14 protein-coding genes and 1 pseudogene are annotated in these 15,775 nt (G+C 59.7%); 8 read left to right on the top strand and 7 right to left on the bottom strand.

Translation table 11 applies throughout. The features are described 5' to 3' along the window. Nucleotides 1-363 (bottom strand): annotated as a pseudogene (locus GHO41_RS25390) (membrane-bound PQQ-dependent dehydrogenase, glucose/quinate/shikimate family); the annotation flags it as partial. 251 nt (nucleotides 364-614) lie between these two features. After that, nucleotides 615-1,577: a threonine dehydratase gene (locus tag GHO41_RS25385; protein ID WP_153434984.1), complete on the bottom strand. Its 963-nt coding sequence runs from the start codon at nucleotides 1,575-1,577 to the stop codon at nucleotides 615-617. A gap of 85 nt (nucleotides 1,578-1,662) precedes the next feature. Here GHO41_RS25385 and GHO41_RS25380 point away from each other — a divergent pair, with 85 nt between their 5' ends. After that, nucleotides 1,663-3,027 carry a PLP-dependent aminotransferase family protein gene (locus GHO41_RS25380; RefSeq protein ID WP_153434983.1) on the top strand — a complete coding sequence of 455 codons (1,365 nt, stop codon included), beginning with the start codon at nucleotides 1,663-1,665 and terminating at the stop codon, nucleotides 3,025-3,027. Then, nucleotides 3,012-3,236, top strand: a complete 225-nt coding sequence (locus GHO41_RS25375) for a hypothetical protein (protein WP_153434982.1) — start codon at nucleotides 3,012-3,014, stop codon at nucleotides 3,234-3,236. The genes GHO41_RS25380 and GHO41_RS25375 overlap by 16 nt, the downstream gene beginning before the upstream one ends. 159 nt (nucleotides 3,237-3,395) lie before the next feature. Here GHO41_RS25375 and GHO41_RS25370 read toward each other — a convergent pair whose 3' ends face one another. The 5 genes from GHO41_RS25370 to GHO41_RS25350 form a co-directional block, all read right to left on the bottom strand. Then, nucleotides 3,396-4,679, bottom strand: coding sequence for an FAD-binding oxidoreductase (locus GHO41_RS25370; protein WP_153434981.1), 1,284 nt, complete (start codon nucleotides 4,677-4,679; stop codon nucleotides 3,396-3,398). 152 nt (nucleotides 4,680-4,831) lie between these two features. Continuing rightward, the gene (locus tag GHO41_RS25365) at nucleotides 4,832-5,521 is read right to left on the bottom strand and encodes an RES family NAD+ phosphorylase (protein ID WP_178126580.1); all 690 of its coding nucleotides are present in this window, start codon (nucleotides 5,519-5,521) and stop codon (nucleotides 4,832-4,834) included. After that, complete coding sequence (locus GHO41_RS25360) at nucleotides 5,521-5,922, bottom strand: MbcA/ParS/Xre antitoxin family protein (protein WP_048369946.1); 402 nt, start codon at nucleotides 5,920-5,922, stop codon at nucleotides 5,521-5,523. Before GHO41_RS25360 ends, GHO41_RS25365 begins: the two co-directional genes overlap by 1 nt. Before the next feature lie 93 nt (nucleotides 5,923-6,015). Further along, nucleotides 6,016-7,110 (bottom strand): DUF1615 domain-containing protein, encoded by a 1,095-nt coding sequence (locus GHO41_RS25355; RefSeq protein WP_153434985.1) that lies wholly within the window; start codon nucleotides 7,108-7,110, stop codon nucleotides 6,016-6,018. A 57-nt stretch (nucleotides 7,111-7,167) separates the two neighbouring features. After that, nucleotides 7,168-7,509, bottom strand: a complete 342-nt coding sequence (locus GHO41_RS25350) for an FKBP-type peptidyl-prolyl cis-trans isomerase (protein ID WP_153434980.1) — start codon at nucleotides 7,507-7,509, stop codon at nucleotides 7,168-7,170. Nucleotides 7,510-7,857: 348 nt separating this feature from the next. On the opposite strand from GHO41_RS25350, the gene GHO41_RS25345 reads away from it, so the two are divergent. From GHO41_RS25345 to GHO41_RS25320, 6 genes are all read left to right on the top strand, one after another. Continuing rightward, entirely contained in the window at nucleotides 7,858-10,116 is a 2,259-nt protein-coding gene (locus tag GHO41_RS25345; RefSeq protein ID WP_153434979.1) for a TonB-dependent siderophore receptor, read from the top strand. Between the two features lie 128 nt (nucleotides 10,117-10,244). Beyond that, nucleotides 10,245-10,535: a hypothetical protein gene (locus GHO41_RS25340; protein WP_048369950.1), complete on the top strand. Its 291-nt coding sequence runs from the start codon at nucleotides 10,245-10,247 to the stop codon at nucleotides 10,533-10,535. Beyond that, a complete protein-coding gene (locus GHO41_RS25335) occupies nucleotides 10,532-12,070 on the top strand; it encodes a PepSY domain-containing protein (protein WP_153434978.1) in 1,539 nt (512 codons plus the stop codon). The genes GHO41_RS25340 and GHO41_RS25335 overlap by 4 nt, the downstream gene beginning before the upstream one ends. Before the next feature lies 1 nt (nucleotide 12,071). Then, complete coding sequence (locus tag GHO41_RS25330) at nucleotides 12,072-12,425, top strand: DUF3325 domain-containing protein (RefSeq protein WP_153434977.1); 354 nt, start codon at nucleotides 12,072-12,074, stop codon at nucleotides 12,423-12,425. A gap of 92 nt (nucleotides 12,426-12,517) precedes the next feature. Beyond that, nucleotides 12,518-14,674: a hypothetical protein gene (locus GHO41_RS25325; protein ID WP_153434976.1), complete on the top strand. Its 2,157-nt coding sequence runs from the start codon at nucleotides 12,518-12,520 to the stop codon at nucleotides 14,672-14,674. Continuing rightward, nucleotides 14,667-15,692: an FAD-dependent oxidoreductase gene (locus GHO41_RS25320; RefSeq protein WP_153434975.1), complete on the top strand. Its 1,026-nt coding sequence runs from the start codon at nucleotides 14,667-14,669 to the stop codon at nucleotides 15,690-15,692. The genes GHO41_RS25325 and GHO41_RS25320 overlap by 8 nt, the downstream gene beginning before the upstream one ends. The last annotated feature ends 83 nt before the right edge of the window (nucleotides 15,693-15,775 follow it).

Here is a 15,775-nt window from a genome sequence, read left to right as displayed (position 1 = left end):
GTGACGGCCCTGGCTGAGCCATGGGTGCAGCAACGCGGCCAGCAGGCCGATGACCAGAAACGGGGCCAGACGCGGCACCATCGGCCAGAACGTGAAGCCCACTTCCCACAGTGCCCAAATGACGGTCGCGACAAACACAACGCCAATCACCAGCGTGGCGGCGGGCTTTGTGCGTACATACAGCACGCCGCTTATCAGCAGGCCGAAACCTGCCAGCAGGTAGTACCAGGAGCCGCCCAGTGTGACCAATTGAGCGCCCATGATTGCCAGAAACAGGCCGCTTAGCCCAAGCAAAATCCCGAAGACACCCAGTATCAGGTGTCTCCCTTTAGAGGCAGGTGCCTCTTGTTTAGCATTTTTCATTACGGTATCCCTGAAGCCGGCAGCCAAGGCCTTTACATGCACTGCGAGCGTAGGTTTTAGAATGGTACTGTACGGTACAGTTTTTATTTTGAGCCTGTTTTTGTCACAAATAAAGACAATTTGTCGCAGAGGTGAAATTTTATTTAAAGACGCGGTTGCGTCCTTGGGCGGTGGGGAGATAGGGCAACCGTAGTCGCTGCCGAGGAACGAAGGCTGCGATCAGATCAAAAGATCGCAGCCTGCGGCAGCTCCTACACGAGGTCTTCATCGAGGAGTGCGGCGTACAACTGACGGTCGATATTGGCCCCGCTCAAAATCACGGCCACGCGGCGGCCTTGCTGTAGCGGCTGTTCTTTGATCAGCCCGGCCAATGCGGCGGCACCCGCGCCTTCAGCGGTGTTGTGGGTGGCTTCGTGGTACACGCGGATGGCGTGGGCAATGTCGCGGTCTGATACGCGGATCACTCTTGCGGCGCCCTTGGCGATGATTGCCAGCGCATCAGGTTGTGGCTGGCGGCAGGCCAGGCCGTCGGCGAAGGTGTGGGCGGTGTCAGTGCACACCACTTGGCCTTGCTCGACACTCTGCGCATACGCATCGGCATGCTCGGACACCACGCCGACAATCTCGGTCTGCAGCCCCAGCAGGTCGCGGGCCTGGATCAGCCCGCAGATGCCCGAACCCATGCCGATGGGCACGTACACGGTGTGCAGGTCGGGCACGGCCTCCAGCAACTCCAGCGCATAGGTGGCAACCCCGCGAATCAGGTCCGGGTGAAAGGCCGGCACCAGATGCAAGCCATGCTCGGCGGCCAGGGCAGCGGCATGGCTGCGTGCTTCGTCGAAGTCTTTGCCGTGCTCGATCACTGTGGCGCCCAGTGCGCGCATGGCGGCGTTCTTTTCTCGGGAATTACCTTCGGGCACCACGATGCTGATTGCCAGCCCATGGGCGCGCGCGGCCAATGCCAGGCTCTGGCCGTGATTGCCACGGGTGGCGGTGACCAGGCCGCGAGTGTCGGGCTCTCGGGTCAGCAGGCCCTGCACGTACAACATGCCGCCGCGCTCTTTAAAGGCGCCAGTCGGGGTATGGTTTTCATGCTTGACCCAGACCGTGCAGTCCAGTTGCTCGGCCAACAGGGGCCAGGCCAGTTGCGGGGTAGGGGACATGCTTTGGTACACAGTGGTCGCGGCGAGTCGAAGGGCTGTCAGGTCAAACATGGCACACCGTCATCAGGGGATTTGACTCGATTCTAGGGGCGTCGCATTGTATGGGCCGAGACTTATATTGCATGGCCGACAATAAATGTGGATTCCCCTCATAACCGACTCAGCGCAACCGCGTTATCTGGCGCTGGTAGACGCGATTGCCCACGCCATCAGCTGCGGTGAACTCAAACCCGGTGAGCGTTTGCCGCCACAACGGCGGCTGGCCTGGGCATTGGGCTGGAACCCCAGCACTACCATGCAAGCTTATCGCGAGGCGGCGCGGCGGCATCTGGTGTCGGGCGAAGTCGGGCGCGGCACCTACGTGCTCTCGGGCAGCCAGGAGGCGACGTTGTTCCGCTTGCAACAGGTCGATGAACACGCCGGGCAGATTGACCTGCGCACCAACATCCCGGCGATCGACCACGCCAGCCAAAGCGATCCGCAGGCCCTGCAATGGCTGCTCGAAACCCATCAGTCGATTCGTTTGCAGCATTACCTGAGCGCGGCCGACCTGCTCCAGGCCCGGGTTGTGGGTGCCAACTGGCTCAAGGCACGCGGCCTGCCTGTGCCGCTGGACAACATCATGCTGTGCACCGGAGCGCAGCAAGGCTTGTTCACGGTGTTGCTGTCGTTGTGCCAGGCGGGTGAGCCGGTGCTGGTTGAAGCGCTGACCGCGCCGGGGATCAAAGCCGCCTGCGCGCAGTTGCGTTTGCCGATGCATGGCATTGCCATGGACGGGCAAGGCATCGTGCCCGAAGACTTTGACCGCATCATCCGCGCCACCGGGGCGCGCATGGCGGTGCTGACCCCGACCCTGCACAACCCGACATCAGCGGTGATGGGTGACCAACGCAAGCAGGCAATTGCCCGGATTGCCCGGCGCCATGGCGTGTGGATTATTGAAGATGACGTGTATGGCGCGCTCACCGACAGCCCGCCGTTGTGCAACTACCTGGGGGATTTGGGGATACTCGTCAGCAGTTTGTCGAAGACCGTAGCTGCCGGTGTGCGCCTGGGCTGGATTGCCGCCAGCCCGACGTTGCTGGCGCGCATCGACCCGCATGCGCAATCGGCGCACTGGGGCATTTCGCCCCTGTGCGTGGCGATTGCCAATCAATGGCTCAGCGACGGCACGGCAGTGCAGCGCTTGGCCTGGCAAACCGAAGAAGTGACCCGGCGCTGGCGCCTGGCGAAAAAGTTGCTGGGCGCGGTGATGTCCCAGACAGACACGCCATCGCCGCATATCTGGCTAACCCTGGCCCCCGCTGAAGTCAGCTTTGCCCACGCCTGTCAAAAGGTCGGTGTGGAGGTGGTGTCGGCGGAGGTGTTTGCGGTTAAATCCTGCACCCTGAACGCGGTACGCATCAGCCTGACGGCGGCTTCGAGTGCGCAACGCTTGAAAGTTGCGCTGGAGCGTATTGCCCGGCTTATTGACCAAGGAACCCCATGCGCAGAGAAATAGGCTACTGGCACCGCGAAGGCCGCGAACTGTTTTACTACCTGGAATTCAAGCCCGAAACGGCCGAGTTTTACCTCACCTGCGAGCACACCCCGAGCGAGGGAGAAGGCAGCGTGCGTTCGGTATTGCTCAGCGAAGCGCGGGGCGAGCGCAACTACGAAGACGCGTTGCTGATCATCAAAGAAGAACTGTTCAAGCAGTACACCGTGTAACCACGGTTTACACTGCCCTTTGTGGGAGCGGGCTTGCTCGCGATGGTCGTTAATGATGACGCGTATTTGCCTGGCAAATGAGGCGCTCTGAAGGCCATCGCGAGCAAGCCCGCTCCCACTTGGGTCGTGTTGCGATTATGTTCAGTTGGGTGGGGTTATTCAGCGCAATCGCTCAAGCATCTGGTAGTACCACATGCCCGCCGCCAGCATCGGGTTGCCGAGGAGGTCGCCCATGGGCACGCGGATGTGCTGGCAACCGGCAAAGGTGTCGAACTGCTCCAGTTGGCCGGTGATCGCCCGGCCCATGATTTCGCCCATGATGTGGCTGGTGGCGATGCCGTGCCCCGAGTAGCCCTGGCAGTACCAGACGTTGTCCGAGAGTTTGCCCAGTTGCGGGATGCGGTTGATCACAATGCCCATCGCGCAGCTCCACTGGTACTCGATGTTCACCCCTTTGAGCGCCGGGAAGGTCTGCTCGATGCACGGGCGCAATTTCCCCGCGATATCGCGCGAGTCTTTACCGCTGTAATTGGCACCGCCGCCAAACAGCAGGCGGCCATCGGCGGTCATGCGGTAGTAGTCGAGCACGAAGCGGCAGTCATACACCGCGAGGTCTTGGGGATTCAACTGGCGAGCCAGGTCGCCCAGGGGTTCGGTGGTGACGATCCCGCCCATGGCCGGGAAGATCTTGCCTTTGAGCTTGCCCGGCTCCAGCTTGTGGTACACGTCACCGGCCAGCAGCACCTGATTGGCGTCAATGCGCCCGTGGGCCGTGCGCACGCCGGGGGTGTCGCCGTGGATGATTTCCAGCACTTCGCTGTTTTCGAACATCAGCGCGCCAAGGCTTTCGGCTGCGCGGGCCTCGCCAATGCAGAGGTTGAGCGGGTGCAGGTGCATGTTGCGCATATTCTTGATCGCGCCGTGATACAGGTCACTTTGCAGAATGCCGCGCACCTGGCTGCGGTCGAGCAACGACACTTCACTGCCCAGGCCACGGCGCACCGCTTCGTCGTAGTCCTTGCGCAAGCCTTCCATATGGCTGGGTTTGTAGGCTGCATGCAGGTGCCCGTGCTTGAGGTCGCAGCGGATGCCGTATTTTTCGACCCGCTGCTGGATGATCTCGTGCCCGCGCCAGCGCAGGTGCCAGATAAAGTCATCGACCTGGCTGCCGAGGCGACGGCGCATCTGCTTGCGCATCGCTTCATCGCCCGAGAGGCTGCCGGTCACTTGCCCGCCATTACGCCCGCTGGCGCCCCAGCCGATTTTGTTGCTCTCGACAATGGCCACTTTCAGGCCTTTTTCGGCCAGCTCGACGGCGGTCGCCACGCCGGTAAAACCGCCGCCAATAATCACCACATCGACCCGGTGCTGGCCTTGCAGCGTCGGGTAATCGGTTTCATGGGTGAGGGTAGCGGTGTAATAAGAGTTGCAACGTTCAGACATGGTGGCTCCGTTATCTTTCTTATAGGGGTGAGGCAGAAAGGGGGCTATGGCGCCCGCGCCGGTCCTGCTCATCCACTTCGGCCATGCACTGACAATAGGCGAGTTGTGAGGGCTAAATAAACCCCCTGTTACCAAGTTTTACAGCGACGTGATCAGAACGTGACTTCGCTCACTTGCAGCACCCAGGTGATGGTCTGAGTTTTGTCATCCCACACATAGCGAAAATGCGGGCCTTGGCGTGGAATCGAAAGCGCAGGCGGGCGAAAGGCTGCTACGCATTCGTGGCCGGCAAGGCGCACGCTGTTATACAGCAGCCCCCAGGCCGAGGCCTCGCGGTGTTGTTTGGCAAAGGCTTGCGAAGCGCCGTAACTGGACAGGGAAGGGTGGTGCAAGGCGGGTTCGGCGCGTATATCGATCATTGGCTCAAGCACGGTGTTGATGTAGGTGCGCAGGGTGATCTCGAGGCTCGCCTCTTGGGTGGCGCGCCAGAATTGTTCCTGATGAAAGCGGGTCTCGGCGATGGCGGCGTCAAGGCTGTTGGCGCAGTAATAAACCCCGTAACTGCCATCGGTGAAGCGGCTGGCACGGCCGATATGGGTAAAAGCCGCCATGATCGGGGTCGAGCCTTCTCCACACAGGCGGTCTTGTGGATGCACGCGGTTAAGGACCCCGGCCTGGTCGCGCAGGCGGTCATTGGTCAGGCTTTCGAGGGCAAAGGCGATGTCCAGATCGGCCGGGTCAAGGGTGTCCTCAAACACCGAAATGGGCGGGAATGCACTGTTGATAATGCGATAAGCGTTGTTCCACTCGGGCAGCACGCTTAACAACGGGGTGTCTGGCATCAGCCCCGCACCCCGTCCAGATAGCGGCGCACATCTGCGAGGTCGACCACTTGGCCGCCGAGCATGTAGCTCAACGCACTTTGGCCGTTGAATGGCGCGGTGTTGTTGGCTTTGTGGACCCACTCGTAAGCCCGCTCGGGCTGATTGCTGAACAGGATGCGCAGCGCTTTGTGCACGCCCATCAGGTACGAAATACGCTCAAGGGTGTCGTGGGGCAGGCGAACATTCGGCAGTTTTTTGTACTTGAAGTACGTGGTGTTGCCGATAGCGCCGAGCAGGGTGCATTGCTGATCTTTGCTGCAACCCCAGTGCTCCATCAAATTGAAGAAGAACGTCAGGGCGACACGGCCCGCATCACCGCTGGTGATATCGGGCCGGGTGTTGTGGGCGACTAAATGCATGGTGGCCTCCAAAGCGTTGATACCTTGGAGGCTACACCCTATCTGGATAATTACAAAGAATGTATTCGCATGTGAACTGGGTAATCCATTGCTTTATGTGTTGGGCAGCGACTTGGCCTTGTTCATACACCGCTGGCGGCGTTCATCAACACGCTGGGCAAACCAGGCGGTGGTGAGGTTGCGGGTGATTTTAGGGCTTTGCAGGGTGATGCCCGGCAACACGGCGCGGGGCAGCGGTTTGGCCTGTTGGCGGTCGGCCAGGGCAAAGACTTTGCGATAGACCTCGGTCTGCTCAAATTCAAGGTGGTCACCTTTGAGCAACTGCTGGCGGATCTGGTTATCGTTCAAGCCCAGTTGCTTGCCCAACACGCGAACAGCGCGTTCGGTAGAGCCCACGGCGTAAGAGTCGGGGATGGTCACGTCGCCATCCAGTGCCAGCTGTATGCCTGACACCTGGCTCACGGCATTCTGAAAGGCGGCATTGCGACTGGCGTACCAGCCCGCATTGAAGTCAGCAAAGCGATACAGCGACTGCGTGTAGTCGGCCGGGTAGCCGAGCAAATGGGCAGTACCAAAGTACATGCCGCCACGACGGGTAAAGACTTCCTGACGAATCGTGCCCGGTATCGGGTAGGGGTAATCCTGGGCGTGTTTCTCGGCAAAGGCGATGCTGACCTGCATTGGCCCGCCGGTATGCACTGGGTTGAGGCTACCAAACAGGTTTTTGCCCAGCGGCACCATGCCGATAAAGTCATCGAAGATGGCGCTCAACTGGCCTTCGGTGCGTGCCGCATCAAGGCGCTGGTTATAGGTTTTGCCCGTTGGCGAGGTGATGTTCAGCGCACTGCGCACCACGAACTCCGGGATGTGCAGTTTGCCCGCGCGCCGATTGATTTCGCTGCGGGCAATTTTTGCCAGGTTGGGCACCGGCGGGTCTGCCTGAAAAGTCGACTCTTGCTCAGTCACGGCCAGCACCGAGCACAGGTTTTCGTCGTTGGGCTCAAGCTTTTGCGCGGCGAAGGCGGTGTAAATGTCGTTGGCCCAGCCCTGGCGATCCGCAACGTTGGCGGGCAGCAGTTGAAGCAACCGCGCACGCGCCTGTTCGGGCGTGCGACCGGGTAGCGTCTGGGTGCTATGGCTGCTGCACCCGACGATCACAATGGGTAAAGAAAGCGTTAATACCTGCATGAAAAATCGATTCACTAACGCTTAACTCCCCAATAAATAGAACGATGTGCTGACGTATCAATCGTCTCGTGTCAGCACTTCCAGCAGTTCGATCTCAAACGTGAGGTCCGAGTTCGGTGTGATGTGTTTGCCCATGCTTCTTTCACCATAGGCCAAGTGCGCGGGAACTTGCAGTTTGCGCTTGCCGCCCACTTTCATCCCCATCAGGCCCTGGTCCCAGCCCTTAATGACGCGGCCTGTGCCAATCACGCACTGGAACGGCTTGCCGCGCTCATGGGAGGAGTCGAAGACCGTGCCATCTGCGAGCCAGCCGGTGTAATGCGCGGTGATCAGGGCGCCTTTGACGGCAGCTTTGCCTTCGCCCAGTGCGAGGTCGGTGATCTGAAGTTCGTTGTTCATGGTGCGGGACTCGAAATTAAAACGTGTAGGAGCGAGCTTGCCTCGCGATCTTTTGATCTTTCGCGAGGCGAGCTGAGATTGCGCGGTTTTTCTCAGGATGCGGCCCGTTTGGCAATCAGTTTTAAATTATTTTTTCGTAGGACAAGGCTCTAAAACAAAGGGTTTGCGGAACTTATCAATGAGGATAATTGTCATTCGCGCTTTACTCTCAATTGAGAATGGTTACTATTGTCGCCCTGGCAGCGCCGGGGTGAGCTAAGCAAGACGAGATCCTTTGAGGGAATCGTGCCCAGCCATTCCAGCCTTTGGCCTGCTGAGCACACTCCATTGTTAAGGGATCAACTGGACATGTCGTCTCGATTCAAACGCAGTCAATTTTCACTGGCTATTGTGGCCGCACTGGCTTCACCGACCTTGCTCGCCGATGCGCTGGAGCGTGAACGCGATGAAGTGCCCGTGGAGGCCAGCGACCTGCCGGTAGATGGCAGCAAGCAGGCGCTGCAACTGGAAGAAACCCGTGTGTTGGGCACCGCCGCTGAAGAATTGAAGCAGGCGCCGGGCGTGTCGATCATTACTGCTGAAGACATTAAAAAACGTCCGCCGGCCAATGATCTTTCCGACATCATCCGTCGTGAGCCCGGGGTTAACCTCACCGGCAACAGTTCCAGTGGCGCACGCGGTAACAACCGCCAGATTGACTTGCGTGGCATGGGCCCTGAAAACACCTTGATCCTGATCGACGGCAAGCCGTCTTCTTCGCGTAACGCCCAACGTTACGGCTGGAGCGGCGACCGTGATACCCGTGGCGAAACCAACTGGGTACCGGCCGAAGAAGTGGAGCGTATCGAAATCCTCCGCGGCCCGGCAGCTGCCCGTTACGGCTCAGGCGCGATGGGCGGGGTGGTCAACATCATCACCAAGCGCCCGACCGACAAGCTCGGCGGTTCTTTGACGGCCTACTACCTGTCCCCGGATGACAGCGCAGAAGGCATCAGCAAACGTACCAACTTCAACCTCAGCGGCCCGCTCACCGATGACCTGGTGTTTCGCGTGTATGGCGGCCTGAGCAAAACCGACGCGGATGACGCGCGCATCAATACCAGCGAGCAGGCCTACGCAGACAGCGTAGTGGCAGGCCGAGAAGGCGTGCGCAACAAAGACGTCAACGGCTTGTTGAGCTGGCAGTTCACCCCGGAGCAATCCCTGGACCTTGAGGCCAGCTACAGCCGCCAGGGCAATATCTACGCGGGCGATACCATGCTCAACAGCGGGGGGGATTTCGTTAACAGCCTGTACGGCAAAGAAACCTCGGTACTGCAACGCAGCATGTTTTCGGCCACCCACAATGGCTCGTTTGACTGGGGCACCACCATGGCCATGCTCAGCCATGACCTGACCCGCAACTCGCGTTTGAACGAAGGCTTGGCAGGCTACGGTGAAGGTGCACCGTCTGAGTCGGCCGGTAGCTTCCAGTCGCGCCTGCGCAACACTCGGGCCAAGGCTGAAGCCAACTTGCCGCTGGACTTCTACACCCATCAGGTACTGACCTTGGGCGGCGAATACCTGTACGAGTCGCTGAATGATCCGGGCTCGTTGCGTCCACAAAGCTGGGACCCGGGCGCCGACGGTACTGCGGGTATTTCGGGCACCGACCGCACCCAGACCAAGTCCACCGCCAACAGCTACGCGTTTTACGTTGAGGACAACCTCGAAGCCGGGTCCAAAACCATCGTTACGCCGGGCTTGCGCTACGACCACCACGACAAGTTTGGCGGCAACTGGAGCCCGAGCCTCAACGCTTCGCACCAGATCACTGATGAACTGAGCCTTAAAGGCGGTATTGCCCGGGCCTACAAAACCCCGAACCTGTACCAGTCCAACCCAAACTACCTGTTGTACAGCCGTGGTAACGGTTGCAGCTCGGTAGAAGTCAACCTGGGAGGTTGCTACCTGGTGGGTAACCCGGACCTCAAACCGGAAATCAGCATCAACAAAGAGATCGGTCTGGCGTTTGACAAAGGCAACTGGCGCACCAGCGCGACGTACTTCCGTAACGACTACCAGAACAAGATCAATGCCAGCAACGAATCGGCTTTCCGTCTGCCCAACGGCCGTCGTGTATTGCAGTGGGAAAACAGCGGCAAGGCCATCGTGCAAGGGGTTGAGGGCAACCTGTTCGTCAACCTGCGCAAGGACCTGGACTGGAACACCAACCTGACCTACATGATCGACAGCAAAGACAAGAAAACCGGCGAGCCATTGAGTATCATTCCCAAGTACACGCTCAACACCACCCTGGACTGGTACGCCACCGAGCAGCTTTCGTTCCAGGTCAGCGGCACGTACTACGGCGAGCAGAAGGCGCCCAAGTACAACATGCGCGCCAACGAGTCACTGGACAAATCGGTGCAGCAGTCGGTTGACCCGTATGGCTTGGTGGGGCTGAGCAGCGGCTATGAGTTCAACAAAAATCTGAGCGTGCGGGTGGGCATCAACAACCTGCTCGACAAGCAGCTGTACCGCAAGGGCAACGCTGACGAGGCGGGCGCCCAGACCTACAACGAAGCGGGCCGTGCCTACTTTGCGTCGGTGACCACTTCGTTCTGATCACAGCATTGGCCTGACCGCTGTTTGGGTGCAGGCAATAACAGGCGCGACATCCTTTGCAGGTGTCGCGCCGTTGTCACATTGGGCTCTGGCAAAACCGTGGCTGGGGCTGATGAAGGATTGAACAGATGAAACTTGCATCGTCGGCATGGCTGCCGATTCTGTCTCGCGCACTGGCCGCCATGGTGGGCGGCTATGTGTTTACCTATGCTTTTACGGCGGCGCTGGCGCGGCTGTTGCCAATGGACAACGTGGACTCAATGCTGGTCGCCAGCCTGTTGTCGTTCGCTATCTATACCTGCGCCATTTTGTGGGCCTTTATGGCGCGTCATCAGTGGTCGGCCTGGATGGGGGCCGTGCTGGCGCTGCCATTGGCCGCGATCGGTTTTTGGCCGCAACTGCTGGAGCGACTCGGATGAAACAGACCATCACCCAATCTCTGGCCTGGCTGCACACCTGGGGTGGACTGATCGTAGGCTGGTTGTTGTTTGCGATTTTTCTGACCGGCAGCCTGGCGGTGTTCGATCAAGAGATCGACAACTGGATGCACCCGGAGCTGCCCGCCCACCACTTGACGGACGAACAGGCCGTGGAGCGCGGGTTGAGCTACTTGCGCGAGCATGAGCCCAACGCCAAACAATGGGGCGTAAGCCTGCCCTATGATCGTTCGCCCGAGTTGCGCGCCTCGACCGGCGGGCGTCGCGACGGCGTATCGGTGACCCTGGACCCCAACACCGGTGAAGTCTTGCCGGTACGCGAGTCGGCGGGCGGGCGCTTCTTTTTCCTGTTCCACTTCACCCTGTTCATGCCCGGCATGCTCGGGATTTATGTGGTCGGTGCGTTGGCCATGGGCATGCTGGCGGCGTTGATCAGCGGCATCGTGATCCACAAAAAATTCTTCAAGGAGTTCTTCACCTTTCGCCCGGCCAAAGGCCAGCGCTCGTGGCTTGACGCGCACAACGCCAGCGCCGTGCTGTTGCTGCCGTTTCACCTGATGATTACCTACAGCGGGTTGGCGATTTTTCTGGTGATCTACATGCCAGCGGCCATGGACGCGCTGTTTGATGGCAGCCGCGACGCGTTTTTCAAGGCCCAGGACCCTGCGCCTGCGGTGGTCGAGGCCAAACGCCCGGCGCGGGCCGAACCGGCACCGCTGGTGGCCATCGGGCCATTACTGGCAAAAGCCCGCGACGTTATGGGGCCGCTGAGCGGGGTGAGCATTACCAACCCTGGCATGAGCAACGCCGAGATTCAGATCCGGCCGATTCTGGGCAACCGCATTGCCCTGATTAAAGGTGGCGGCATGCGGTTTGACGGGGTCACGGGTGAGCAACTGTCCGGGCCGACCGAGATGCGCGCTTCGGTGCTCACGCACCGGGTAATTTCCGGTATGCACTTTGCGCAGTTCGGCGGTTACCCGATGCGCTGGGTGTACTTCATTTGCGGGTTAATCAGCAGCGCCATGATCGCCACCGGGCTGGTGCTGTTCACCGTTAAACGGCGCCGTAAATACGCCAGCGAAGGCCGGGTAGCCCAAGTGCTTTACCGGGTGATCGAGGCCGTTAACGTCACAGTGATGGCGGGCTTGAGCCTGGCCTGTATCGCTTACCTGTGGGGCAATCACCTGCTACCGGTGGGCATGGCTGAGCGCCCGGATGCGGAGCTGACGGTGTTCTTTGGTGTGTGGGCCTTGACCCTGGTGCATGCCTTGCTGCGCCCGCGCATGCATGCCTGGCGTGAGCAACTGGGGCTGGCGGGGGTGATGTGCCTGAGCTTGCCACTGGTGAGCCTGCTGACCGTTGATCATTCGTGGGCGTTGCACAGCCGCATGGGCGTCGAACTCACCACCATGGCTCTGGGTGGCGTGTTGTTGTGGGCGTGCTGGAAAGTCTCGCAACCGCAAGTTGAGCGGGTGCCGCGTAAAAAGGCAACTGTGCTGGCGGAGGTGAACTGAGATGCTGGCACATTACATTGCGGCCTGGGCTTTTGCCTATATCGGCATGCTTGCCCTGTGCCAAGGGCTTGAGCGCCATTACAAGCAAGTCTGGAACAAACCGCCGTCAGCCGGGCTGCGTCGTGCTTTGCGCGGGGCAGGGTGGTTGAGTCTGGCGTTGAGCTTCTACTTTTGCGGCCTGGCCTGGGGCTGGGCAATGGGTCCCATTGGCTGGTTTGGTCTGATCTCGCTCAGTGGCTTTGCGTTGCTGATGTTGTTGCCGTACCGCGCACGGCTGGCGGTGTGGCTGCCGCTAGGGTTCGTCCCGCTGTGGGCGGTGATCGAAATGTTAAGCCTTTACCGTTGGTCTGTTTAGGTATTTTTGACAGGTAGGCAGCCCCGCGCAAATGACCGAATCTCTTGAGTCAAACAGACTCAGTTTTCGGTCATTTTGCGGAGTGCTTCACTATGCCCCTGATTAATGAAGTTCAAGGCCTGTGCGAGCGCTTGGCGCCTTTGGGCTGGCATGACCTGTTGTTGCTGCACGGTCTGGATATTCAGGCCCGCCCGCTGGCTGAAGAGTTGAGCAAGGTGTTGGCGGTTGACCGTTCGGTTAAAGGTTTTGAAGACTTTTCGTTGCAGGGCACACGGGCCATCGAAGCCGGCAACCCTGCACGCAGTTTGCTCTACCACGCCTTGGCGTCGCCCAATGTGCTGCAGGCTGCCAATGGTGATGCACTTACCGACTTTGCCACTGCGGCAGAACTCGAGACACTGCTCAACTACGTCTATGGCGTTGCCCTGCCTTCGCTTGAAGCGCTGCAAGCGCAGGCGGGCGCCAACGCAACCCTGGGGCTAGTGGTGTTTGCCACCGAGTATCGTCCCCGTGCCGATACCCCTCACCACCAGCATGCCGACCTGTGCTTTTGTCGCACAGGCATTGCCCGCGTCGGCACTGCGCCCGCCCTGTATGACCCGCAATTGCGCGGTTTCACGCCTTTTGTCGAGGCGCAGCCGCAGGCCATGCGGGTTATCCCTGCGCGCTTCGGCGTCTATGTGGCCGTACGGGAAAAAGGGCAGACGGGGCCAGGATGGGTCGAGGGAGACGACCAACTGGATTTTTGGCGGCCCTTGCACAAAGTGTTCAACGGCACGCAGTGCATTGCCGGTTTTGATCTGCAAGTAGACCTGCAGGCTTTTCACGTCAATGAGAAGCTGCGCCAGTTTCATCTGCGCAGAGGTCAGGAGGCGGACTGGTTCGAGCCCGACATTTCTCAGCCACCGTTTGTGCTGACTCAAGCGCTTGCAGAATGGGCGGACAGCCAGCAGTTCGGGCCGGGTTTGTGCGTACCCGTTGCGAAAGCCCGGCTGGTTGAGCGCGCTGAATACAAGGGCCAGCCGGTATCTTTCCATGTTCCACCCAAGGCCAACTTTGGTTACATCATCAATAAACGCTATCAACTTCAGGGCGACGGTTCGGTACGCGACTTAAACAACGATCCGGACGTCGAGGCGATTGTCGAGGCGGGCAACTACCGCGCGCTGCACTTTATCGACTTCACTGCCGAAGGTTGGGTCAAGGCCCATTGCCCTGCCTTGAATGCCGCTATCGGGTTGAATGTGGCGGCCTATTCGATTCTGGCCGCGCCCGATTTCTACCCGGCCTGCGGGCAAGCTCAGTTGGGCGAATGGGCGCAAGAGCAAGGCTTTCCCGAGCCGATTTGGTACGTCACATTGCAGGCGCTTTCTGAGCGACGAGTTGCGGGTAATCCTGACCTGATGGGCGGGCATTTTGTCCTCGAAGACAAAAGCATTACGGCTGTATTGACCGCAGGTGCACCTTCGGAGCAAGGGCAAACCGTTGGCGATTCGGCGAGTGCAAAGCGCCAGTCCTGTCTGGCGGACACGGCGGCGGGCACCTTCAGCCCCGGTTGGGAGATTGCCGGTGATGGCCAAGGGTTTGTAACTAAGTACTTGTGTGCTTATTTGCTGGGCAGCCCGTTCACAGAGGATGTGCGGATCTGCTCGGCAGCAGGGGGCTACTGGCCTGCAGTAACCCCGGACAGCGCAAGGACCTTTGAGCCCTATGTGTCCAAACCGACGATTATTCCTCTGACGGACGCCGAAATAGGGTTGCTTGAGCAAACGCCCTGGGATGGGCTGACGGGGCCGCGCCTGATCACCGTGGATGGGCGTCAAGTGGTCGAATGCACGGCGTATGCGTACAGCGATTACACCCGCAATGCACTGGATGGGCAATTGTCGTTGCACCTGACAGGGCAGACCTCCCAGGCTGAGTATCAGCAGCGTATTCTGGCCATGCAGTCAGCCTATGCCGCAGTAAATGCCAATACCCGTGCAGAACAGGGCCTGTGGTCAGTGTTGTCCTTCACGCCGGTCGATGGCGTTGACTGGGCGTTGCCAAGAGCCGATTTAAAAGCTTGGTCCGTGCTGCAGGAGCAGATTTTTTTCTTTCGGATTTATCGGTATGGCGCCATCTCGACCCCGGCCGATTACACCAAGCGGCACATGGAGATACTCGACCTGGTTGAGCTTTTTATCGGCGATGAGTCCTTGCTGATAAAGCGCAACGACCAACCGTGGCAGATAACACCGCGTGGCTGATCGGGATGTGGTCATTGTTGGCGCCGGCCCGGCCGGTACGGCTGCCGCCATTTTATGTGCGCAGCGCGGGTTGCGGGTGACGTTGCTGGAACAAGCGGCTTTTCCTCGCACTCGTCCAGGAGAAACATTGCCCCCCGGGGTTGAGGCCGTGCTGGATCAACTTGGTATCGCGCAAGCAATCAACCAAGGCGGCTTTTTGCGTCACCCGGGCCATGTCGTGAAATGGGCGGGCGAGCGTTTGTTCAGCGCGTTTGGTGAGAGCGCCAGCGGGCCGGCGCTGGGGTATCAAATCCCTCGCGAGACACTCGACAGCCTGCTCCTGGCCCGTGCCGCCGGTTTGGGCGTTGACGTGGTGCAGCCGTGTCGCGTGCTGGGCGTGCTGCACGACCGACAGCAGGTTTGCGGCGTCAGCACGGCACAAGGTGACCTGCTGGCGGCATGGGTCATTGACGCCAGCGGAGGCAATGGCTGGTTGTCGCGCCAGCTGGGCTTGCCCTGGCGCACTTATTCCCCCAGGTTGCTCGCCCACTATGGCTATGCAACGGGCGACTTGCCTGAAGGCGCTGAGGTGTGCGGGATAGAAGCTGATCCGTTTGGCTGGTACTGGATGGCGAAGATTCGCAGCGATTTCTACCACTGGACGCGCCTGTGTTTTACCAACGCGGGCAACCATCAGGCTGTCCCGCCAGCGGTTTTCAAACCGTTGCGTGCCAGTGGCCCCGTGCGCGGTGCTGATGTGACTTGGCGGCTCTGTCAGCAGGCCAGTGGCGACGGTTTTTTTATCGCGGGGGATTCTGCTTTCGTGCTGGACCCTTCATCCGGGCACGGCGTACTCAAGGCACTGATGACGGGCATGATGGCTGCGCATGCTGTGGTTGAGTCCCTGAGCACCCCTTGGCAGGTGCTAAGCATCCAGCAGCAATATCAGTACTGGATCAACGACTGGTTTAATCGTGATCGGCTGAAAATGAGAGAGTTTTATCGCACTCATCCATTTGCACCTGAGTGGTGCGATTAGATCACGCTGTAGGAGGGGCCGCCCCGTCTTCGACGCCGCGCTGTCGCGCAGCAAACAGGCCGCCGAGTATCTTCAGCATCCCC

Source organism: Pseudomonas sp. FSL R10-0399 (assembly GCF_009600165.1).
Lineage (GTDB): Bacteria > Pseudomonadota > Gammaproteobacteria > Pseudomonadales > Pseudomonadaceae > Aquipseudomonas > Aquipseudomonas helleri.
This window is presented reverse-complemented; position numbering and strand designations above follow the sequence as displayed.